The 21098-nt window shown below is 74.3% G+C and carries 19 protein-coding genes; 8 read left to right on the top strand and 11 right to left on the bottom strand.

Translation table 11 applies throughout. The features are described 5' to 3' along the window. The first annotated feature begins 117 nt into the window (after positions 1–117). Positions 118–1869 carry a sulfatase-like hydrolase/transferase gene (locus tag Sru01_RS01125; protein WP_203981908.1) on the top strand — a complete coding sequence of 584 codons (1752 nt, stop codon included), beginning with the start codon at positions 118–120 and terminating at the stop codon, positions 1867–1869. Positions 1870–1948: 79 nt separating this feature from the next. Then, positions 1949–3217: an aspartate aminotransferase type Ic gene (locus Sru01_RS01120; protein WP_203981907.1), complete on the top strand. Its 1269-nt coding sequence runs from the start codon at positions 1949–1951 to the stop codon at positions 3215–3217. Positions 3218–3277: 60 nt separating this feature from the next. On the opposite strand, the gene Sru01_RS01115 is transcribed toward Sru01_RS01120, so the two are convergent. The 4 genes from Sru01_RS01115 to Sru01_RS01100 form a co-directional block, all read right to left on the bottom strand. Then, complete coding sequence (locus tag Sru01_RS01115) at positions 3278–5299, bottom strand: MMPL family transporter (protein ID WP_203981906.1); 2022 nt, start codon at positions 5297–5299, stop codon at positions 3278–3280. Positions 5300–5437: 138 nt separating this feature from the next. Beyond that, entirely contained in the window at positions 5438–6091 is a 654-nt protein-coding gene (locus tag Sru01_RS01110; RefSeq protein ID WP_203981905.1) for a response regulator, read from the bottom strand. Then, positions 6088–7194: a sensor histidine kinase gene (locus Sru01_RS01105; protein ID WP_203981904.1), complete on the bottom strand. Its 1107-nt coding sequence runs from the start codon at positions 7192–7194 to the stop codon at positions 6088–6090. The genes Sru01_RS01110 and Sru01_RS01105 overlap by 4 nt, the downstream gene beginning before the upstream one ends. After that, positions 7191–7508, bottom strand: a complete 318-nt coding sequence (locus Sru01_RS01100; protein WP_239136692.1) for a hypothetical protein — start codon at positions 7506–7508, stop codon at positions 7191–7193. The genes Sru01_RS01105 and Sru01_RS01100 overlap by 4 nt, the downstream gene beginning before the upstream one ends. Positions 7509–7936: 428 nt before the next feature. Between Sru01_RS01100 and Sru01_RS01095 the strand changes: the two genes are divergently transcribed. After that, positions 7937–8146 (top strand): DUF3072 domain-containing protein, encoded by a 210-nt coding sequence (locus Sru01_RS01095; RefSeq protein ID WP_203981903.1) that lies wholly within the window; start codon positions 7937–7939, stop codon positions 8144–8146. A gap of 73 nt (positions 8147–8219) precedes the next feature. Next, entirely contained in the window at positions 8220–8726 is a 507-nt protein-coding gene (locus Sru01_RS01090; protein WP_203981902.1) for a GNAT family N-acetyltransferase, read from the top strand. Positions 8727–8762: 36 nt separating this feature from the next. On the opposite strand, the gene Sru01_RS01085 is transcribed toward Sru01_RS01090, so the two are convergent. The 4 genes from Sru01_RS01085 to Sru01_RS01070 form a co-directional block, all read right to left on the bottom strand. After that, positions 8763–9683, bottom strand: a complete 921-nt coding sequence (locus tag Sru01_RS01085) for a carbohydrate ABC transporter permease (protein WP_203981901.1) — start codon at positions 9681–9683, stop codon at positions 8763–8765. Beyond that, positions 9680–10621 carry a carbohydrate ABC transporter permease gene (locus Sru01_RS01080; RefSeq protein ID WP_203981900.1) on the bottom strand — a complete coding sequence of 314 codons (942 nt, stop codon included), beginning with the start codon at positions 10619–10621 and terminating at the stop codon, positions 9680–9682. The genes Sru01_RS01085 and Sru01_RS01080 overlap by 4 nt, the downstream gene beginning before the upstream one ends. Then, positions 10618–11979 (bottom strand): extracellular solute-binding protein, encoded by a 1362-nt coding sequence (locus Sru01_RS01075; RefSeq protein WP_203981899.1) that lies wholly within the window; start codon positions 11977–11979, stop codon positions 10618–10620. Before Sru01_RS01075 ends, Sru01_RS01080 begins: the two co-directional genes overlap by 4 nt. A 148-nt stretch (positions 11980–12127) precedes the next feature. Then, entirely contained in the window at positions 12128–13081 is a 954-nt protein-coding gene (locus Sru01_RS01070) for a TIGR03557 family F420-dependent LLM class oxidoreductase (RefSeq protein ID WP_203981898.1), read from the bottom strand. A gap of 220 nt (positions 13082–13301) precedes the next feature. On the opposite strand from Sru01_RS01070, the gene Sru01_RS01065 reads away from it, so the two are divergent. Both Sru01_RS01065 and Sru01_RS01060 read left to right on the top strand, forming a co-directional pair. After that, on the top strand, positions 13302–14096 hold the full coding sequence (locus Sru01_RS01065; RefSeq protein WP_239136689.1) for a pyridoxamine 5'-phosphate oxidase family protein: 795 nt from the start codon (positions 13302–13304) through the stop codon (positions 14094–14096). Between the two features lie 4 nt (positions 14097–14100). Then, positions 14101–15240 carry a globin domain-containing protein gene (locus Sru01_RS01060; protein WP_203981897.1) on the top strand — a complete coding sequence of 380 codons (1140 nt, stop codon included), beginning with the start codon at positions 14101–14103 and terminating at the stop codon, positions 15238–15240. Positions 15241–15255: 15 nt separating this feature from the next. Here Sru01_RS01060 and Sru01_RS01055 read toward each other — a convergent pair whose 3' ends face one another. The 3 genes from Sru01_RS01055 to Sru01_RS01045 all read right to left on the bottom strand — a co-directional run bounded on the left by Sru01_RS01055 (position 15256) and on the right by Sru01_RS01045 (position 19276). Continuing rightward, positions 15256–16329 carry an FUSC family protein gene (locus tag Sru01_RS01055; protein WP_239136688.1) on the bottom strand — a complete coding sequence of 358 codons (1074 nt, stop codon included), beginning with the start codon at positions 16327–16329 and terminating at the stop codon, positions 15256–15258. An 87-nt stretch (positions 16330–16416) separates the two neighbouring features. After that, positions 16417–17310 (bottom strand): serine/threonine-protein kinase, encoded by an 894-nt coding sequence (locus Sru01_RS01050; protein WP_203981896.1) that lies wholly within the window; start codon positions 17308–17310, stop codon positions 16417–16419. 40 nt (positions 17311–17350) lie between these two features. Beyond that, positions 17351–19276, bottom strand: a complete 1926-nt coding sequence (locus Sru01_RS01045; RefSeq protein ID WP_203981895.1) for an N-6 DNA methylase — start codon at positions 19274–19276, stop codon at positions 17351–17353. Between the two features lie 116 nt (positions 19277–19392). Between Sru01_RS01045 and Sru01_RS01040 the strand changes: the two genes are divergently transcribed. Both Sru01_RS01040 and Sru01_RS01035 read left to right on the top strand, forming a co-directional pair. Continuing rightward, positions 19393–20130 (top strand): PP2C family protein-serine/threonine phosphatase, encoded by a 738-nt coding sequence (locus Sru01_RS01040; RefSeq protein ID WP_203981894.1) that lies wholly within the window; start codon positions 19393–19395, stop codon positions 20128–20130. Positions 20131–20202: 72 nt separating this feature from the next. After that, the gene (locus Sru01_RS01035; RefSeq protein ID WP_507763310.1) at positions 20203–21096 is read left to right on the top strand and encodes a diacylglycerol/lipid kinase family protein; all 894 of its coding nucleotides are present in this window, start codon (positions 20203–20205) and stop codon (positions 21094–21096) included. Positions 21097–21098: the final 2 nt, after the last annotated feature.

Below are 21098 nucleotides of genomic sequence, written 5' to 3'. Positions count from 1 at the left end.
GCCGGCGAGCGGAGCTCCGGGCCGCCGGACGCCGCCGCACCGGACGCCGCCGGACCCGCGTCCACCGACGCGGGATCCGCGTCCACCGACGCCGGACCCGTGTCCGACGCCGAACGCGTGTCCGACGCCGGACCCGCGTCGGACGTCGCCGGGCCGCTGCCCGACGCCAAGTCCAACAGCGAGCCCGCGCCGGACGTGGCGCCCCCGTCCGCGGGGCGGGGATCGGCGCGGCGGGTACTGCGGCGGACACTGCGGCGGACACTGCGGCGGGCCGGCACGCCGGTGGCGGGCCTGCTGGTGGCGTTCGCGTTGCTGGCGCCGGACCGGCCCGACGCGCTGACCGCCGCCGGGTTCGTCCGGCTCCCGGCCGAGGCGCTGCTGGCCGGCGTCCTGATCCTGGCACTGCGGGGCCGCGCCCGCCGGGCGGTGGCCGCGGCCGCCGGGGCGGTGATCGGCCTGCTGGCCATTGTGAAGGCGGCCGACCTGGGCTTCCAGTCGGTGCTGGCCCGGCCGTTCAACCTGGTGTCCGACTGGTACTTCCTGCGGGCCGGGGTGGACTTCGTGGCCGAGTCCGCCGGCCCGGCCGGCGCCGTCGGCGCGGTGGCCGGGGCGGTGCTGCTGGCCGTCGCCGTGCTGGTGCTGATGACGTGGTCGGCGCTGCGCCTGGCGGGCGCCGCGGCCCGGCGCCGGACCGCGTCGGCCGGCGCGCTGGGCGTGCTCGCCGTCACCTGGGTGATCTGCGCACTGCTGGGCGCCCAGCTGGCGCCGGGCACGCCGGTCGCCGCGCTGGCCGCCGACCGGCTGCTCCAGGTGCGCACCAGCCTGCGCGACCAGGAGGAGTTCCAGGCGGCGCTGCGCCAGGACCCGTTCCGCGCCACGCCGGGGGAGGCGCTGCTGGCCGGCCTGCGCGGCAAGGACGTCCTGCTCGCCTTCGTCGAGAGCTACGGCCGGGACGCGGTGCAGGACCAGGAGTTCGCCGGCGGGGTCGGCGCGGTGCTCGCCGAGGGTGACCGCCGGCTGCGTGCCGCCGGGTACGCCGCGCGCAGCGGCTTCCTCACCTCCCCGACCATCGGCGGCGGCAGCTGGCTGGCGCACGCCACCCTGCTGTCCGGCCGCTGGGTGAACGACCAGCAGCGCTACCAGGCGACGGTCGAGAGCGACCGGCTCACCCTCAACGGCGCGTTCCGGCGGGCCGGCTGGCGGACCGTCGGCGTGATGCCGGGCGTCACCCGGGCCTGGCCGGAGGGGGCGTTCTTCGGGTACGACCAGGTGTACGCGTCGTGGAACCTCGGCTACCGGGGGCCGGGCTTCAACTGGGGCACCGTCCCCGACCAGTTCACCCTGGAGAGCTTCCAGCGTGCCGAGCGCGCGAAGAAGGACCACCCGCCGGTCATGGCCGAGGTCGCGCTGGTCTCCAGCCACGCCCCGTGGGCGCCGATCCCCCGGATGGTCGGCTGGGACGAACTCGGCGACGGCTCGGTGTTCCGGTCCATCCGCGCCGCCGGCCAGGACCCCGACCAGGTGTGGAGCGACCCGGCCCGGGTGCGCGCCGAGTACCGGCGCTCCATCGAGTACTCGCTGACCGGCCTGCTCTCGTACGTGGAGCGGTACGGCGACGACGACCTGGTGCTGGTCTTTCTCGGCGACCACCAGCCCGCGCCGCTGGTCACCGGGCCGGGGGCGAGCCGGGACGTGCCGATCACCATCGTGGCCAAGGACCGGGCGGTGCTGGACCGGATCTCCGGCTGGGGCTGGCAGGACGGCCTGCGGCCCGGCCCGGGGGCGCCGGTCTGGCCGATGGACACCTTCCGCGACCGCTTCCTCACCGCGTTCGGCGGCGCCCCCGCGCCGTCCCGGCCGGGCCGCTGACCGGCCGGCGCGCCGGACGCCCGGCGGGCCCGCGCCGGGGACGGTATCGTCGGCTGCGGTGCGAACTCGGAGGAAACCGATGACATCGATCGACGTGCGGGACGGGGTGCCGCCGGTGGACCGCGCCCGGCGCGAGTACGCGGAGCTGGCGGCGCGCGGGCTGCGGCTGGATCTCACCCGGGGCAAGCCCGCGCCGGACCAGCTGGACCTGTCCGCCGGGCTGCTGGAACTGCCCGGCCCGGTGTACCGGGCGGCCGACGGGACGGACTGCCGCAATTACGGCGGGCCGCGCGGGCTACCGGAACTGCGGGAGATCTTCAGCGGCCCGCTGCAGGTGCCGGCCGACCGGCTGCTGGCCGCCGGCAACTCCAGCCTGGAACTGATGCACGACGTCGTCGTGCAGGCGTTGCTGGCCGGGGTGCCCGGTTCGCCGCGCCGCTGGGCCGAGGAGGAGCGGGTGGCCTTCCTGTGCCCGGTCCCCGGCTACGACCGGCACTTCGCCATCTGCGAGCGGTACGGCATCGAGATGATCCCGGTGCCGATGACCGGCGCCGGACCGGACATGGACGCCGCGGAGCGGCTGGCCGGCGCCGACCCGGCGGTCAAGGGCATCTGGTGCGTGCCCAAATACAGCAACCCCAGCGGCGAGACCTACGGTGACGACGTCGTCCGCCGGCTGGCGGAGATGCGGACGGCCGCCCCGGACTTCCGGATCTTCTGGGACAACGCCTACGCCGTGCACCATCTGACCGGCGAGCCGGCCGGGCTGGCCGATCTGCTCGCCGCCTGCGCGGCCGGCGCCGACCCCGACCGCGCCCTGGTCTTCGGCTCCACCTCCAAGGTCACGCTGGCCGGCGCCGGCGTCGGTTTCATCGGCGGCTCGCCGGCCAACGTCGACTGGTGGCTGGACCGCGTGTCCCGGCGGACCATCGGCCCGGACAAGGTCAACCAGCTGCGGCACGCGCTGTTCCTGCGGGACGAGGCCGGGTTGCACGACCACATGCGACGCCAGCGCGAGCTGCTGCGTCCCAAGTTCGACGCGGTCGAGCGGATCCTGGCCGCCGAGCTGGGCGGCACCGGACTGGCGTCCTGGACGACCCCGCGGGGCGGCTACTTCCTGGCCCTGGAGGTCCCGGAAGGGTGCGCCCGCGAGGTGGTGCGGCGCGCCGGCGAGGCCGGCATCGTGCTCACCCCGGCGGGCGCCACCCACCCGTACGGCAAGGATCCGGCGGACCGGACGATCCGCATCGCCCCCACCTTCCCGAGCCTGCCGGACCTGGAGGCGGCGATCGCCGGGCTCGCCGTGTGCGTCCGGCTGGTCGGCGCCGAGCGGGCCGCGACCGGCTGACCCGGCGAACCCGGCGGGCCGGCGCCGGCGGCACTCGCCGCGACGTATCACCGCGACGAATCACCACGGGCCGCGAGCGGCGGGCGGCGCGGCCGGAGCGGCGGGCGGCGCGGTCGCCGGTTCCGCCGCCCGCCGGTCCCCGGGCCACCACCAGTTGCGGTCGCCGAGCACCTGCATGGCCGCGGGTACCAGCACCAGCCGCACCACCGTCGCGTCCAGCAGGACGGCGGCGGCCAGGCCCACGCCCATGATCTGCAGCGCCCGGTCGTCGAAGGCGCCGAAGGCGGCGAAGACGCAGAACATGATGGCCGCCGCCGCGGAGATCACCCGGGCCGTCCCGGCCAGCCCTTCGCGCACCGCGCGACCGTTGTCGCCGGTGCGCAGGTACTCCTCGCGGATCCGGGAGAGCAGGAAGACCTCGTAATCCATCGACAGGCCGAACATGATGACGAAGAGCATCGTCGGCACCCAGGCGTCGATCGGGCCGCCGGTGCCGCGCCCCAGCACGTCCCACTGGAAGACGGCGACGCACACGCCGTAGGCCGCGCCGATGGACAGCAGGTTGACGGCGATGGCCTTCAGCGGCACCACGACGCTGCGGAACATCATGAGCAGCAGCAGGATCGAGGCGGCCAGCACCGCGCCGACCATCCACGGCAGCCGGGCGGCGGTGTGGGCGGCGTAGTCGGCGGCGGCCGCCGTCGAGCCGGTCACCAGCACGTGCGCGGGCAGGTCGGCGCGCAGCCGGTGGAGCAGCCGGGCCGTCCTGGCGTCCTGGGGACCGGTGTCAGGTACGACCAGCGCGGCCTGCTCGCCGGCGGGAAGCACCTTGGCCACCCCCGGGATGCCCTCGGCCCGCGCGCAGGCCGCCGCCAGCGGGGCCGCGCACCCGCCGGGGGCGCCGTCGCCCTTCTCGGCGGTGACCAGGATGAGCGGGCCGCCCGCGCCGGCCCCGAAGGCGCGGGCCAGGGTGTCGTGGGCCCGGCGGGTGGTATCGGTGACCGGCCGGTTGCCGGCGTCCGACCAGCCCACCCGCAGGTCGAGCGCCGGGGCGGCAAGGATCAGCAGCACCCCGAGCGCGATCAGCCCCGTGGTCCACGGCCGCCGCTGCACCACCGCGCCCCACCGCGCGGCCGGCGGTGTCCGGCGGCCGTCCCGCGCCGCCCGCCGGTCGATCCGCCGCCCGATCAGGCGCAGCAGCACCGGCAGCAGCGTCAGGGCGGCCAGCATGACCATGAGCACGCCGCATCCGGCGGCCAGCGCGATGCCGCCGCCCTGCTCGGGTCCGAGGAAGAGGATGCCCGCCGCGGTGAGGATCACCGTGATCCCGGCGTACAGCACCGACCGGCCGGCGGTCCGCATCGCCGCCTCGATCGCCGGCTCCACCGCCAGCCTCTCCCGCAGCGAAGTGCGGAAGCGGGTGACGACGAGCAGGGCGTAGTCGATGCCCACCCCGAGCCCCAGCATGATCGTCAGATAGCCGGCGAAGCCCGGCGTGGGGACCAGGTGCCCCAGCAGGGTCAGCATCGACCTGCCGCACACCACGCCGACGACGCCGATCACGATCGGCAGCAGCATGGCGAGGAGGGAGCGGAACGCCAGCAGCAGGATCACCGCCGCGGCCAGCAGCCCGACGCCCTCGGTCAACCCGCCGGGCGTGAAGTCCGCGAAGTCGTCGCCCGCCAGGTCCACCTGGACACCGGGCGCGGACAGCCCCATGTTCTTGATCCGGTACGCGGTCTCGGCGTCCGGGTAGTCGATGCCCGCCGTGGCCACCCGCCCATCGTCGCTGGCCGGCCCCGGCCGGGTCGTGACCCCGTCGACCGCGCCGAGGCGGGCGGTGATCCGCGCGAGTGACAGCCGCACCGCGCCGGGGTCGGCGCCGGAGACCACCAGCGTGCCGGGTGACTCCGGCGGCGGGCCGCCCAGCAGGCCGGCGGCCCGCCCGCTCTCCGAGCCCGGCAGGGTGAAGTCGTCGTGGCTCGGGCCGGGGAAGGCGGCGGCACCCGCGGCCAGCGCGGCCGTCAGCACCGCCCACAACACAAGGACCGGCCATCGCCGGTCGAGCAGGAAACGCGTCATGTCGCCGAACGCTAGGGAGCGCGGCCGGCGGCCCGCGTCCACCGGTTGCTGGTGGCCGGCTACCCCATCCGCGGTACCCGCGGCGGCCCGGTCCGGTTCCGCGGCCGGCGGCATCGGCCCGGTACGCACGAACGCGGCTCAGCCGCCGTCTCCGGGACGGACCAATCCCGTCTCGTAGCCGATCACCACCAGCTGGGCGCGGTCGTGCACCCCCAGTTTGGCCATCATGCGGTTGACGTGGGTCTTCACCGTGGCCGGGCTCATGAACAGCCGCTCGGCCAGCTCGACGTTGCCGAGCCCCCGGGTCACCCCGGTCAGCACCTCGCGCTCGCGGGCGGTCAGCGGCGCCAGCCGTTCGGCGCCCAGCCGCGGCTCGTCCAGGGCGGCGAACCGCTCGATCAGCCGCCTGGTCACGGCGGGCGACAGCAGGGCGTCCCCCCGCGCGGCGACCCGTACGGCATGGCGGATCTCGGCCGGTTCGGCGTCCTTGACCACGAAGCCGCCGGCTCCGGCGCGCAGCGCGGCGTAGACGTACTCGTCGAGGTCGAAGGTGGTGACCACGACCACCCTGGCCCGGCCGCCGGCCAGCCGCCTGGTGGCCTCCAGGCCGTCCATGCGCGGCATGCGGATGTCCATCAGCACCACGTCGGGTGCGAGCTCCGCGGTCAACCGTACGGCCTGAGCCCCGTCCTCGGCCTCACCGATGACGCTCAGATCGCTCTCGCTGCCGAGCAGCGCGCGCAGGCCGGCGCGGACGAGTGGCTGGTCGTCGGCCAGCAGGACCGTTATCACGGTCCCATTCTCTCGGCGGGCAGCCGCGCGGCCACCCGGAAGCCACCGCCGGGACGCTCACCCACGCTGAACTCACCGCCGGCCGCGCCGACCCGCTCGGCCATCCCGGTCAGGCCGTGCCCCCACGGCGCGTCGCCGCCGCGGCCGTCGTCGTCGATCCGGACCTCGACCGCGTCCGCCGCGTAGTCGAGCGCGACGGTCACCCGGCTCGCGGCGGCATGCCGCATCGTGTTGGTCAGCGCCTCCTGCACGACCCGGTAGACGGTCAGGTCGACGGCGGGCGGCAGGGGTCGCCGCGCACCGGTCGTCTCGAAGGCGACCGGCACGGTGGCGGTGGCCAGCAGCTCCGGCAGCTCCGCCGAGCCCGGCTGCGGGCGGGTGCCGCCGGGCCGCAACACCCCCAGCACCGCCTTCATCTCGGCGAGCGCCTCCCGGCTGGCCCGGCGGATCACCAGCAGCGCCTCGGCCGCCTCCGGCGGCCCGCCCGCCCGGTCCACCGCCTCGGCGGCCACCGCGGCGTGCAGCGCGATCACCGACACCGTGTGCGAGGTGACGTCGTGCAGTTCCCGGGCGACCTTGAGGCGCTCCTCCTGGGCCAGGCGGAGCGCCTCCTCGGCGCGGTCGCGCTCGGCCGCCGCCGCCCGCTCCTCGATGAGGGCGACGTAGGCCCGGCGGGTCCGCGACACCTCGGCGGACAGGGTGACCACCAGCACCAGCGACGTCCACAGGACCACTCCGACGATGCCGTCGAGTCGGGGAGCGAGGCTCACGGCACCCACCGGGACGGCGACCAGCACCCCGGCTCCCGCCCACCCCACCGCCCGGCGGCCGGATGAGATCGCGGCGGACGTCGCCACCAGGGCGGGCGCCGGCCACAGCGCGTAGGCATACCCGGACGCGAAGTAGGCCACCGCCGCCGCCACGCTTCCGGCCAGCGCCCGGTCCGGCCGAGATGGCAGCCACGCCAGGCTCGCGACGGCGGCCAGGAGCAGGGCGTACCCGGCCGGGTCGAGCGGCCTGGCCGCCGGCTGGTTGCCATAGGCGAGCACCGATGTGCCCACCACGAGTACGGCCATCCCGCACACCAGGGCCACTGTCCTCACCCCGGTACGGTAATCCGCCGTCCCGCCCGGGGCGATACCGCCGATGCGGTGGGGCGGGTACGGCAGGCGCGGGTACCGCCGAATTCGGTCTGGCCGGTCGCGACCGACTGGATGTCCTGCGGCCCGGAGGTGGTGTCGCCGATCCACTTCAGCTTGACGTCGCCGAGATAACCGAGGTCGGCGGCAAGTTCGGGGAAGGTGACCGCGCCGGCGGAGCCCTGGTAGCGCAGTTCGGTCACCTCCGTGCCGCCCGGGCCGGCCTTGCCTTCGGCCGAGGCGCAGCCGGCGGCGGCGAGCAGCAGGAGTGGGGGCACGAGTTGTCTGATTTTGAGCACGGTGGGTGGTCCTCGTCGGAGAGCGGGCATGCTCGCGCGGCCGCGGCGGGCGGCGGGGCATGCCGGAGGGTGGTTCGTGCGGGGGGCGCGCGGGCGGCGTCGGCCACGCGGGGCGCCGGGGCGCGGGCGCCGGTGGGGCGCCGGTGGGCGCTCGCCCGGGGCGGAGAGGGAGGCTGCGGGGACCGCGATCGGATCAGCGACACTGCGCGCTGGCGACGTGGCAGAAGTCCACGTGCGGGCGCCTGGTCAGGTGCTTGCCCTTGCTCATGCCGATGACTGTACGCGTGCCCCGCCGGCCTAGTCAACATTTCCTACTTGTTTTATCGGGAATAGTGGCCGGTTAGACGCTGGACGATCCGGGTAGCGAACTCCCGTTCGAGACGGAGTGAGGACGAAGGGGGAGCGACATGGCGAGCGACGTGGAGCACGGACCGGTGGAGAAGGACCCGGAGGAGTGGGCGACGGGTGACGAGCCCATGACCGGGCCGCAGGAGTCCTACCTGCGCACCCTCGCCCGCGAGGCCGGCCAGGAGGTGCCGGACGACCTGTCCAAGGCCGACGCCTCCCGGCTCATCGACGAGCTGCAGGAGCGCAGCGGCCGGCTCCGGAACGCCTGAGCCGGCCTTCGCCGGGGCCGCGCACCGCAGGGGGCCGGTTCCCGGCGGCCGGCGGGTTTGCTACAAAAGCCCGATGATCGAAATACGGGGTTTCCGGCCGGAGGACGCCGCCGCGGTGGCGTCCTGGGTGGACGGCCCGGCGGCGCTGGCCACCTGGTCGGGCAACAGCGGGTTCGGCTGGCCGTTCGACGCCGGCCAGCTGCTCGCCCTGCGGGCGGCGCAGCCGGGCCGCCGGATGTTCGTCGCCGTCGAGGGGGACGGCCCGCCGCTCGGGCTGGTGACGCTGCTGCCCGACCGGCCCGGCTGGGTCGTCCGGCTCGGCCTGGTCATCGTCGCGCCGGCCGGGCGCGGGCGCGGCGCCGGCGCCGCCATGGTGGGCGAGGCGCTGCGCGTCGCGTTCGAGGAGATGGGGGCGCACCGGGTGGACCTCGGCGTCTACCTGCACAACACCGGTGCCACCCGGCTGTACGAGCGGCTCGGCTTCCGGCACGAGGGCGTCCGGCGTGAGATGACCCTGGTGGAGGGGGAGTGGTGGTCCGCGGCGGACATGAGCATCCTCGACCGCGAGTGGCGCCGGTGACGGCCGGCCCATGACGACCGGCACCGGCCGGTGCCGTCAGCCGCGCCGGCCGGTGGTGGCGATGCCCTCCACGAAGTACCGCTGGCCGATGAAGAAGATCACCATCAGCGGCAGCGTGGTGATCACGCTGGCCGCCAGCACGATCTCCCACTTGGGATCGCCGCCCTGGTAGAAGGTGTCGACGATCGCCTTCAGCCCGCGCGGCAGCGTGTACAGCCCGGGGTCCTGCAGGTAGATCAGCGGCTTCATCAGCTCGAACCAGCTCGCCTTGAGCTCGAAGATGAACGCGATGATCAACGCCGGCCGGGACAGCGGCAGCGCGATCCGCCAGAACAGGTCGAAGTACGACGCGCCGTCCACCCGGGCCGCCTCGAACACGTACCGGGGGACGCCCAGCAGGAACTGCCGGAGCAGGAAGATGTAGAACGCCGAGCCGAACAGGTTGGCCGCCCACAGCGGCACCTGGGTGCCGGTCAGCCCCACCGAGTTCCAGATCAGGTACGTCGGCACCAGGGTCACCGCCCCGGGCAGCATCATCGTGGCCAGCACGCTGCCGAACAGCAGCCCGCGGCCCGGGAAGCGGAAGTAGGCGAAGCCGAACGCCACGAAGGCGCTGGACAGGGTGACCGCCAGCGCGGCGGCGATCCCGACCACCAGCGAGTTGACCAGCCAGGTCAGCACCGGCGCCGCCTCGAACACCGCCGCGTAGTTGCCCGGCGCGAACGGCCTCGGCCAGGGCAGGAACGGGTCGGCGAACGTCCGGTCCCGCGGCTTGAGCGAGGCGACCACCAGCCAGACGAACGGGTAGAGGAACAGGGCCGAGGCGGCGGCCAGAATGGTCAGGAAGAACACCTTGCGGGTGCCGCGCGCCGCGGTGTCGGCGGTCCCGTCGCCGCCGCCGCGCGCGGCCGCGGGCGCCTGGACGGCCGGTTCGGCGGGGTGCAGGGTGGTGGTCATCCGGCGTGCTCCTCGGCCTCGTAATACACCAGCCGGTTCCCCACCTTCACCTGGATCAGCGTGATCACCGCGATCACCAGGAACAGCAGCCAGGCGAGCGCGGAGGCGTATCCCATGTGCAGGAACTGGAAGGCCTGCTGGAACAGGTAGACGACGTAGAACAGCGCCGCGTCGCCGGAGGACTGCTGGGCGATCTGGTTGCCGAAGAACATCGTGTAGACCTGGTCGAACATCTGCAGCGACGTGATCGTGTTGATGATGACCACGAAGAACAGCGCCGAGCTGATCATCGGCAGCGTCACCGAGCGGAACCGCTGCCAGGGGCCGGCGCCGTCGATCATGGCGGCCTCGGCCAGCTCGCGCGGCACGTTGCGCAGCGCGGCGAACAGGATGATCGTGGTGGAGCCGAGGTTCCACAGCGACATCAGCACGATGCCGGGCAGGATCCAGTCCGGGTCGGTGGTCCACTGCGGGCCGGAGATCCCGAACAGCGCCAGGAAGTCGTTCACCATGCCGGCCTGGCCGTTGAGCAGGAACAGGAACAGCACGCCGACCGCGACGTACGGGGTCATCGACGGCAGGTAGAAGATCGTGCGGAACGCGCCGGCCGCCCGGCCGGTGATCCGGTTGAGGACCAGCGCCAGCACCAGCGCCAGCACGACGGCCAGCGGTACGTGCAGCGCGGTGTAGAGCGCGGTGTTGCCCACCGCCCGGGCCACCTTGTCGTCCTCCAGCATGCGGGCGTAGTTGTCCAGGCCGGTGAACCGGGGGGCGGAGATCAGGTCGTAGTCGGCGAAGGAGAGCGCCAGGCTGGCGATCATCGGGCCGAGCTGGAAGACCAGCAGGCCCACTAGCCACGGCACCATGAAGATGTACGCCCACCGGGTCTCCGGCCGCAGCCGGCGCACCCGGCGACCGGCCGGCGCGGCGGTCGTCACTGCGCGGCCTCGTCCAGGGCGCGTTGCGCGTCGCGCTGGGCCTTGTCCAGCGAGCCGGCCGCGTCCTGCCGGCCGAGCAGCACCCGGGTCGAGGCGTCCTGCCAGGTCTTGACGAACTCGGCGGCGGCGGCCGACTGCGGGACCACGAACCCGGCCTGCTGCACCGACCGGATCACCTTGACCGCGTCGTCGTAGGCCGGCTTGCCGCTCGGCTTGACGATCTGGGAGAAGATCACCTCGTCGGCGGCGGCGTTGCCGGTGTAGGTGCCGATATTGATCTTGCCTTCCTTGGCCCGCTTGTCGGCGCGGGCCCGGGCGGCGGCGATCCAGGTGTCCTTGGCGGTCATGGTCTTCATCCACCGGCAGGCGGCCTGCGGGTTCTTGGCGCCCTTCGGCATCACCCAGGCGTTGCCGCCCACGTTGTTGACCGGCCGCCCGTCGCGGCCCTTGAACGGCAGCACGGTGATGCCGGCGTCCGGCGAGGTGCCCGCCATCGAGCTGACCAGGTACTGCTCGGTCGGCATCATGCCGATCTGGTCCTTGGTGAAGGGGTTCTCCGCGCCGAAGTAGTCGAAGGTGTCGGTGAAGGCCTTCAGCCCGGTCCAGCCGCCCTGCGCCTTGACCAGGCCGGTGGCGTACTCCAGCGCCTCGACCACCTTGGGGTCGGAAAGGTGGGCGGTGCGCCCGTCGGCCGAGAGGATGTCGGCGCCGTTGGCCTTGGCCCACAGCGGCAGGAACTCCGGCAGCTTGGGATAGAAACCGAACCGCTTGATCCGGTTCCCGTCCCGCCTGGTCATCTTCTCGGCCAGCTTCGCCAGCCCGTCCCAGTCGGAGGTGTCGATGGACTTGGGGTCCACCCCGGCGTCCTTGGCGGCCTTGTCGTTGACCAGCAGGATGATGGAGTTGTAGAACTCCGGCACGGCGTACCATTTGCCGGCGTACTTCACCTGCTGCTGGGCGGCCGGGTAGAAGTCGCCGGTGGCGATGCGCTCGGTGGCCACGCACTCGTCCAGCGGCTGGATCGCGCCGCGCGCCGCGTAGCCGCCGATCTTGTCGCGCGGCAGGTAGACCACGTCCGGCGGGTTGCCGGCCGCCACGGCCGACAGGAACGCCTGCTCGTCGAACTGCCCCTCGTTGACCGCCAGCCGCACGTCCGGATAGGCCTTCTTGAAGGCGTCCACCCGGACGGTGGCGATCTCGTCCGGAAATCCGAAACCCATGGTGGTCAGCGCGCCGCCCTCGCCGCCGCTGCTCGCACCGCCGGTGCCGCCGCCGGACGAACCCACCCCGCCGCAGGCGGCGAGCCCGCCGGCCAGGACGACGGCCACCGCTGTACGGCACACTCGCGAACCGGTCAAGGCCGTACCTTTCTCTACTTCCTGCTTGACCGACTCGTACTTCCCTGCTCCGGCGGAGTAAACCAGCGGAAACGCGGGCTGAGCAGGCGCCGGGCGGCCGGAGGCGTCGCCGCCCGGCGCCTGCCGGGCGGGCCGGCCCAGGGGCGGGCTAACCCAGGCGGGGGAGGACCTCCTTGGCGTAGAAGTCGAAGAAGGCGTCCTGGTCGGGGCCGATCTGGCTGACGTAGACCTCGTCGAAGCCGGCCTCGACGTACTCGGTGATCGCCTTGACGTGCTCCTCGGGGTCCGGGCCGCAGGGGGTGCCGCCGGCGGCCTGCTCCTCGGTGACCATCTCGGCGAGCTGCTCGAAGTGGCGGGGCAACGGCAGCAGCTGGGCGGCCTCGCCCTGGATGCCCTGGTTGGGCCACAGGCGGTGCACCGTCGTGCGGGCCTGCGCGGCGTCGGGGGCGTGGCAGACTTTCAGCCCGCCCTGGACCGGCTTGCCCTCGCCGCCCGCGGCATGGAACTTCGCCACGGACTCGGCGGACGGCCCGGTGCTGATGTAACCGTCGCCGATCCGGCCCGCCAACTCGATCGACTTGTCGCCGAAGCCGGAGATGTACACCGGCGGGGGCTCGTCCGGCAGCGTGTACAGCCGCGCGGTGTCCACCTTGTAGTGGGTGCCGCGATGGGTGACCAGCTCGCCGGTCCACAACCGCCGCATCAGGCCGACCGCCTCCTCCAGCATCTCCAGCCGCTCGGCGGCCGGCGGCCAGCGGGTGTCGATGATGTGCTCGTTGAGCGCCTCGCCGGTGCCGACGCCGAGCCGGAAGCGGCCGCCGGTGAGCGAGGCGGTGGTGGCCGCCGCCTGCGCGATGATCGCCGGGTGGATGCGCACCAGCGGGCAGGTCACCGCGGTGGTGATGGGCAGCGAGGTGGCCTCGGCGACCGCGCCGATGACCGACCAGACGAACGGGCTGTGCCCCTGCTCGTCGATCCACGGATGGAAGTGGTCGGAGATCCACAGGCTCCGGAAGCCGGCCCGCTCCGCCATCTTCGCCTGCCGTACCAGTTCTTTCGGCTCGTGCTCCTCGCTGGACAGGAAGTACCCGAAGGTGGTCATCTGCGCTCCTCACGATCACGGGTTCCGCCTTCCTTACCCCCCGTGACCCGGTCAAACGGGACGGTGCGGCCGCACGCGCCGGTCCGGTCACCGCCGCCCCCGCCCGGGCGAGGTCCCGTCGCGGCCCGGGCCGGCGGAGCCGGATGACCGGTCCAGTCAGAAGATCCCATCGAGAGGGCTGACTGATGATGACCTTGTTCATTAAAGTGACGAATGGTGCATGGGGCCGGCCCTGCCCGGTGGCGGGCCGGTCACGGAGACGAAGCGCGAGCGCGACGGCGAGGGGAGCCCGATGGGCCGGCATGCGGCGGACGATGGCCAGGAACGCGAGCGGTCGCAGGGCGGCGATCATGGCGGCGATCATGGCGGCGACGGCCTGCCCGGATCGAACGGCGAGCACGTCCTGCAGGAGCTCTTCGGCACTCGCGAGCGGGCGACGCGCTTCTACGACCGGCAGATGACCGACCGGCTGACCCCCGAGATGGTGGAGTTCGTCGCCCGGCAGGAGATGGTGTTCGTCGGCACCGCGGACGCCCGGGGCAACTGCGACACCTCCTTCCGCGCCGGCCCGCCCGGCTTCGTCCGCGTACTCGGCGACGACCGCCTGATCTACCCCGAGTACCGGGGCAACGGGGTGCTGGCCGGCATGGGGAACATCATGGAGAACCCGCACATCAGCCTGCTGTTCATGGACTTCTTCACCGACCGGGTGGGCCTGCATGTGAACGGGGCGGCTACGATCATTACGGCGTACGATGCCGCCGCCCGGTTCGGGCTGGAGGACGAGGACCGGACCGCACCCGGCCGCCGGACGGACCGGTGGGTCGCGGTCGAGGTCGAGGAGGCCTACATCCACTGCTCCAAGCACATCCCGCTGCTCGCCCGCCAGGACCGGCGCACGGCCCAGCGCCGGCGGCCGCCCGGTGAGGACCACTTCGGCGTCACCGCCGCCAAGGCGGCCGGGGTGACCGGCCAGGACACCGGCCGCGCGGCAGTCGCCCGGCCACCGGAGTGATGCCATGCCCGTCGACATCGCGGTGATCCGCCAGAGCTGGAACGTGGTGGCGCCGGTCGCCGACCGGATCGGCGTGCACTTCTACGCCAAGCTGTTCGCCGACCATCCGCAGCTGCGGGAGATGTTCCCGCCGGCGATGAACGCCCAGCGGGACCGGCTGCTGCACGCCCTCACCCAGGTGGTGCTCAACCTGGAGGACGGTCCCGGGCTCACCGAGTACCTGGGCCAGCTGGCGCGTGACCACCGCAAGTACGGGGTGCTGCCCGAGCACTACCCGGCCGTCGGCCGGTGCCTGGTGCACGCGATGCGGGCCGAGGTCGGCCCGGCGTGGCGGGCGGTGTACGACGCCGCGTGGATCGACGCCTACCGGTTCGTCGCCGACGTCATGGTGCACGCGGCCGAGCAGGAGGCGGCCCACACGCCCGCGGTGTGGCCGGCCGTGGTGGTCGGGCACGAGATGCGCGGTCGGGAGCTCGTGGTGGTCACCGTCGAGCCGCGCGAGCGCTACCCGTACCGGGCGGGGCAGTACGCCACGCTGCAGACGCCGGTCTGGCCGAAGGTGTGGCGGCAGTACTCGATCGCCAACGCTCCGCGGCCGGACAACCGGCTGACCTTCCATGTGCGGGTGGTGCCGGGCGGCTGGGTGAGCACGGCGCTGGCCCACCACACCCGGCCCGGCGACACCGTGCTGCTCGGCCCGCCGCGCGGCGCCATGCTGCTGGACCGGGCCAGCACCCGGCACCTGGTGTTCATCGCGGGCGGCACCGGCCTGGCGCCGCTCAAGGCAATGGTCGAGGAGTCGATGTGGCTGCCGGAGCGGCCGAACATCGACCTGTTCCACGGCGTCCGCCGGCACACCGACGCCTACGATCTGCCCGATCTGATGGCCCTGCGCTCCGCGCACCGGCGGCTGCGAGTGGTCAAGGCGGTGTCGGACGACCCGGCCGACCCGCGGCGCGAGCGGGTGATCGACGCGGTGCAGAACCACCGGGTGACCCTGGACGGGGACGTGTACGTCTGCGGCTCGCCGGACATGGTGCGGGTGACCGTGGGCCAGCTGCGCGGCCTCGGCGTGCCGCCCAGAATGATCCACACCGAGTACGACCCCGGTGGCGCCGCCGCGCCGCTGGTCCACACCGCCTGAGCCGCGTCCGGCCGCTCAGCCGGAGTCGCCCGGGCCGGCCTCCGCGGGCAGCGCCGCGGCGGCGGCGGCCCGGCCGGTGCCCGCGGCGACCAGCAGGTCCACGATGATGGAGCGGAGCTGGGCGGCCACCACCTGGGTGGAGATGCCCGCGTGCCGGGAGCCGGAGGCGCGCAGCCCGTCGGCGACGGCCAGGGCGCCGCGCCGGGCGCGCACCGGGTCCGCCCCGGCGGCGAGCTCGTCGCGCAGCAGCCGGGTGGCCTCCGCCAGGCCGCGCAGCCGGTCGGGCAGCTCGGGCGACATGGGTTCGCGGTCGCGCAGCGCGGCGATGGTGCGGCGCAGCAGGACCCGGGTGTTGCGCAGCGCGTGGTCGAGCGGCGTGCTCGCCGCCTGGTAGCGGGCCAGCCGGCCGCGGGCCCGCCAGTGCAGCGGGCTGATCAACGCGATCTCCCGGCCGGACACCAGCGCCGCGCGCAGGTCCTCGACCGCCTTCTGCGAGCCGCGCGCCTTGTCCAGGCAGTCACCGGCCAGCGAAAGGTCGGCGGAAGCGATCGCCTGCGCGGCCCCCTCCAGCGCGTCGGCCAGCTCGTCCAGCACCACGCGCCCGCGCCGGTGGACCAGGGCGACCGGGTCGGCGGGCAGCAGGGCCACCATGGCCAGCGCCACCAGCCCGCCGGTGAGCGCGTCCACCATGCGCTGGAGGCCGCCGACGCCGCTGGGCGGCAGCAGGGTGGCGACCAGGACGGCCGAGGTGCCGGCCTGCAGCGCGAACACCCCGCCCTCGTCCAGCAGCACCGCGATCGCCATCGCCAGCGCCACCACCAGGGCGATCTGCCAGGCGCCGGAGCCGATCCAGGCGACCAGCAGGTCGCCCACCCCGATGCCGAGGCTGACGCCCGCCACCATCTCGGCCGTCCGGCGGACGCGCCGCCCGACCGCGACCCCCACGCAGATGACCACGGCGATGGGGGCGAAGAACGGCCGCGGGTGCCCGAGGAACTCCCGGGCGATGAACCAGGCCAGCGCGGCGCCCACCGAGCACTGCAGGATCGACGGCGCCATCGAGGCGAGCCTTTCCAGGCGGCGGCGCACGCTGTCACTCTCCTTCCGGCCGGCGGCGGACGATCCCGGTATACCCGATCGGCCGGCCCGCGCGGCGCGGCGCGGCGCGGCGGCCGGTCAGGGAAGCACCCGGCCCACCATCCGCGCGTACATCCGGCCGGGGCTCGGCACCGGCGGCGGGGTCAGGAACCCCGGCAGCATGGGCAGGTCGACGGCGAACGGCTGGAGCCGGTCGTACAGGGCCGCGGCGTCGGCCGGCCGGTCCTCCGGCCGCTTCTCCAGCAGCCCGGCGATCAGCCGGTTCAGCTCGGCGGGCACCCCGGGGACCGGTGCCGGCCGCTCGTTCACCTGCTTGTCGAACACGGCGTACTCGGTCGGGCCGACGAACAGCTGGCGGCCGGACAGCATCTCGTGCAGCACGCAGCCGAGCGCGTACAGGTCGCTGCGCGGCCCGGCCACCCCCCGCTGGATCTGCTCGGGCGACATGTACGCCGGGGTGCCGAGGATCTGCCCGATCCGGGTGAACTGCGCGGCGCCCGCGTCCTGCATCATGGCCAGCCCGAAGTCGAGCACCTTGACGCTGCCATCCGGGCACAGCATCAGGTTGGTCGGCTTGAGGTCGCGGTGGCAGATCGACAGGGCGTGCGCGGCGCACAGCACGGCGCAGGCCTGGGCGGCGATCGCGGCCGCCCACGGGACGGGCAGCGGGCCGTGCTCGCTGACCACGTCGGCCACGGTCACGCCCTCGATGAACTGCATCACCTGGAACAGCCGCCCGTCCTGGGTGCCGAAGTCGTATAGCACCGGCGCGCCGGCGTGCTGCAGCCGGGCCAGGATGCGCGCCTCGCGGACGAAACGGCGTTCGAGCTCCTCGTCGTGCCCGCCGGGGACCCGCAGGAACTTCACCGCCACCCGCCGGTCCAGGTGCTTGTCATGGCCACCGTGGACCGCCCCCATGCCGCCCTGCCCGAGGGGCAGGTCGTCGAGTACGTACCGGTCGCCGATGACCATTCGTGCCTCTCCTGGGGGTTCGCTCGGGGAAGGCCGCACCTCAGCCGTCGGGCCGGAGATGACCGCCGGCCAGCCCGTCAAAGCCTAGCCCGACCAGCTTCCGCCCCAGCGCGCTCGTTTCGCGCAGCCGGTCGTCCAGCTCCAGCAGCTCGCGGAACGCGCGGCCGTGCGCCCGCTGCTCGGCCAGCGGGAGCCGGGGGATGCGCACCCGGCGGGCGTCGACCCGGCTGGCGCCGGGATGGGCCCGGCCCGTCCCGGCGGTACCGGCGTACCGCAGGTGGCCGGCCAGGAAGTCGGGGTCCAGCCGCTCGGGGTCCACCCGGTACAGGTGGAGTTGCGGGCCGAGCACCGCGCCGCCCTCGGTCACCGTGCGCGCGGCGCACTCGGTGGCCGAGGCGGTGGCGACCACGTCACCGGGCTCCAGCACGACCTGCCCGGGGTCGTGGCGGGTGCGGCCGGACGGCGGGCCGCCCGCCACCACGTCCGCCACGGTCAGCATGGGCAGGTCGCCGTGCCCGGCGGCCGGCCGGGCCGGACCCTGGTGGAAGCCGACCAGCCCGGCCCGGACCAGCTCGCCGACGGTCGTGGTCGGCAGGTCGCCGGCGCGGGCGGCCAGCCGCGGCGGGGATCCGCCGAGCGCGGCGGCCGCCGCCTGGAACCGCTCCCGGGCGGCGGCGTAGGCGCGGGCCGGATCCTCCTTCGGGTGCCGCGGCCGGTAGCGGGCCGGGGTCAGGTCGATCTCGTCGTCCAGCAGGTCGATGATGCGGACCGCCCGGCCGCCGGGCGGCTCGGCCTCCGGGGCGGCGCCGAAGGCCCGCCAGGCGTCCAGCACGCCGGACGGCTCGTCACCGGCCTCGGCGACGAGCATGGTGGACGGCTGGCGCGCGCCCGGCTCCGGGCGGCGCAGCAGCCACAGGTCCGGCCCGCCGGGCCCCAGGGCCACCACCGCGCGCAGCGCGCCGGCCCGCAGCAGGTTGCCGCGGATGCGCTTGCCGGGCCGCCGGCCGGCCGCGGCGGACGGCATGAGGATGGCGACCAGCCCGCCGGGCCGGACGTGCGCCAGGCAGTGCTGGACCCAGGCGAGCTCCGGCTCGCCGCGCGGCGGCAGGCCGTACTCCCACCGCGGGTCGCCGGTCAGCTCCTCGTAACCCCAGGCGCGCTCGTTGAACGGCGGGTCGCACAGCACGATGTCGGCCCGCCGGCCGGGAAAGCCGTCGGCGCGCAGCGAGTCGCCGGCGGCGATCTCGGCGCGCGCCCCGCCGAGCAGCAGGCGCGCGGCGGCGACCAGCGCGGCCGCCTCGCCGCTCTCCTGGCCGAGCAGCCGCGCCCCGGCCAGCGGCAGCAGCAGGGCGCCGACGCCGCAGGCCGGGTCCAGCACGGTGCCGCCCTGCCCTTCCAGCCGGGCCAGCCCGGCCAGCAGCGCGACGATGTCCGGGCGGGTGACCGACAGCTGCCGCGAGTGGGCCTCGGCGTAGCGCTCGCACAGCAGCTCGAAGGCCGCGGCCGGCCCCTGTTCGGCGGCCAGGTCGGCCAGCAGGGCGTACCGCCCGGCGCCGACCAGGCTCCAGTCCGGCCGGACCGGGAGGTCGGCGGTGGCGCGGGCCGCGTCCCGGCGCAGCACCGCGGCCGGATCGGCCGCCCGGGCGGCGCGGCGCGCGGCGGCCGGTTCGCGCGCCAGGTAGAGCAGGAAGGCGCCGGCGCAGCCGACCAGCTCGCCCAGACGCAGATCGTCCCCGGCGGTCTTCAGCGCCTGCCAGGCCCGATCTCCCAGCGACATCTCATACGATTTGCCATTACGGCGCAGCCAGTCCTCGATCTCGGGCAGGGAGAACAGCGGACTCGCGGCCGTGCCGCCCACCGGCTGGGGGAAGTCGTCGTACCGGCGCCGCCAGTTGCTGACGGCGGCACGTCCGACGTCGGCGAGCCGGGCGATGTCGCCCGCGTTCAACGTGGCGTCCTGTCCCATCGGCGGCACATCTCCTTTCGGCTCCGCGACCCGTCGCCGCCGGAGATGGCACCGGGCGGCGGCGATCCACCAATCATATACTTGTGAAGTGTTTCAACCAATGCTTTACTGAGCTCATGTCAAACAACGCGTCGTTCACCTTGCGCTACGCGGCCCGCACCGACGTGGGCCTGCGCCGCTCGCTGAACGAGGACTCGGTGTACGCCGGGCCGCGGCTGCTCGCCGTCGCCGACGGCATGGGCGGGCACAGCCACGGCGAGGTGGCCAGCGCGACGGTCATCGCGGCGCTGTCGGCGCTGGACGGCGATCCGCCGGGCGCCGACCCGCTGGGCGCGCTGGAGGCCGCGATCACCGAGGCGGGCCGGCAGCTGAAGGAGATGGCCGAGCGCGACCCCCGGCTCACCGGCATGGGCACCACGCTGACCGCCATGCTGTGGGACGGCATGGGGTTCGCCCTCGCCCACATCGGCGACTCCCGGGCCTACATGCTGCGCGACGGCTGCCTCTATCAGATCACCCGCGACCACACCCTGGTCCAGTCGCTGGTGGACGACGGGCAGATGACCGCCGAGCAGGCCGCGGCGCACCCGCGCCGCTCCCTGCTCATGCGCGCCCTCGGCGGCAGCGGCTCGGTCGAGCCCGACCTGTCCATGCGGGAGGCCCGGCCCGGTGACCGCTACCTGATCTGCTCCGACGGGCTCAGCGGCGTCGTCGGGCCGGAGGCGCTGCACGAGACGCTGACCGGGCCGGCCGATCTCGGCGCCGCGGCGGACCGGCTCATCGAGCTGGCCCGGCAGGGCGGCGGCCCGGACAACATCAGCTGCGTGGTCGCCGAGGTGCCGCCCGCCGGCTGACCGCCGGAACGCGCCCCCGATCTGGCGTGACGGCCCGTTCAAAGCGCGGCGAAGCGGGTAGTACGGAACGCCGTGCCCCGAGCTGCTGTGATCGTGAACCCAACGAAGGTCGCCGAGATGGATCGGCACCGCGAGGCCGTGGCGGCCGAGCTGGCCCGCCACGGCTGGGACGAACCCCTGTGGTTCGAGACCACCGCCGAGGACCCCGGCGTCGGCATGGTGAAGCAGGCGCTGGCCGAAGGAGCCGACCTGGTCTTCTCCTCCGGCGGCGACGGCACCGTCCGCGCCTGCGCCGAGGGCCTGCTGGACACCGGCGTGCCGCTCGCCGTGCTGCCGGTCGGCACCGGGAACCTGCTGGTCCGCAACCTGTCGCTGCCCGGCACCCTGGCCGAGGCGGTCGCCGCCGGAGTGGAGGGCGACACCCGGGCCATCGACGCCGGCGTGATCGACGGCCGGCCGTTCGTGGTGATGGCCGGCATCGGGCTGGACGCCGCGATGGCCGAGAGCACCAGCGAGGGCGCCAAGCGGCGCATCGGCTGGCTCGCCTACGCGGGCAGCATCGTCAAGCACCTGCGGGACAAGCCGTTCGACGTCACGCTCCGCCTGGACGGCCGGGTGACGCTGCGCCGGCGCGCGATGATGGTGCTCGTCGGCAACGTCGGCCGCCTCCAGGGCGGCCTCAGCCTGCTGCCGGACGCCCGGCCGGACGACGGCGAGCTGGACGTCCTGGTCCTCGCGCCGCGCCGCCCGTCGGACTGGCTACGGGTGGTCGGCCACGTGCTGACCAGGTCCCGCCGCTACGACCGCCGCGTCGAGCGGTACACCGCCGCCCGGGTCGAGGTGGACGTGGTGCCGCCCGTCCTGCACGAGTGCGACGGCGACACCATCGGCCACGGTAGCCACATGAGCATCGAGACCCGCCCGGGCGCGCTGCTGCTGCGCGTGCCGCGCGGGTCGGAGAGCTGACC

Origin of the sequence: Sphaerisporangium rufum, from assembly GCF_016863395.1 — a bacterium.
GTDB lineage: Bacteria > Actinomycetota > Actinomycetes > Streptosporangiales > Streptosporangiaceae > Sphaerisporangium > Sphaerisporangium rufum.
This window is presented reverse-complemented; position numbering and strand designations above follow the sequence as displayed.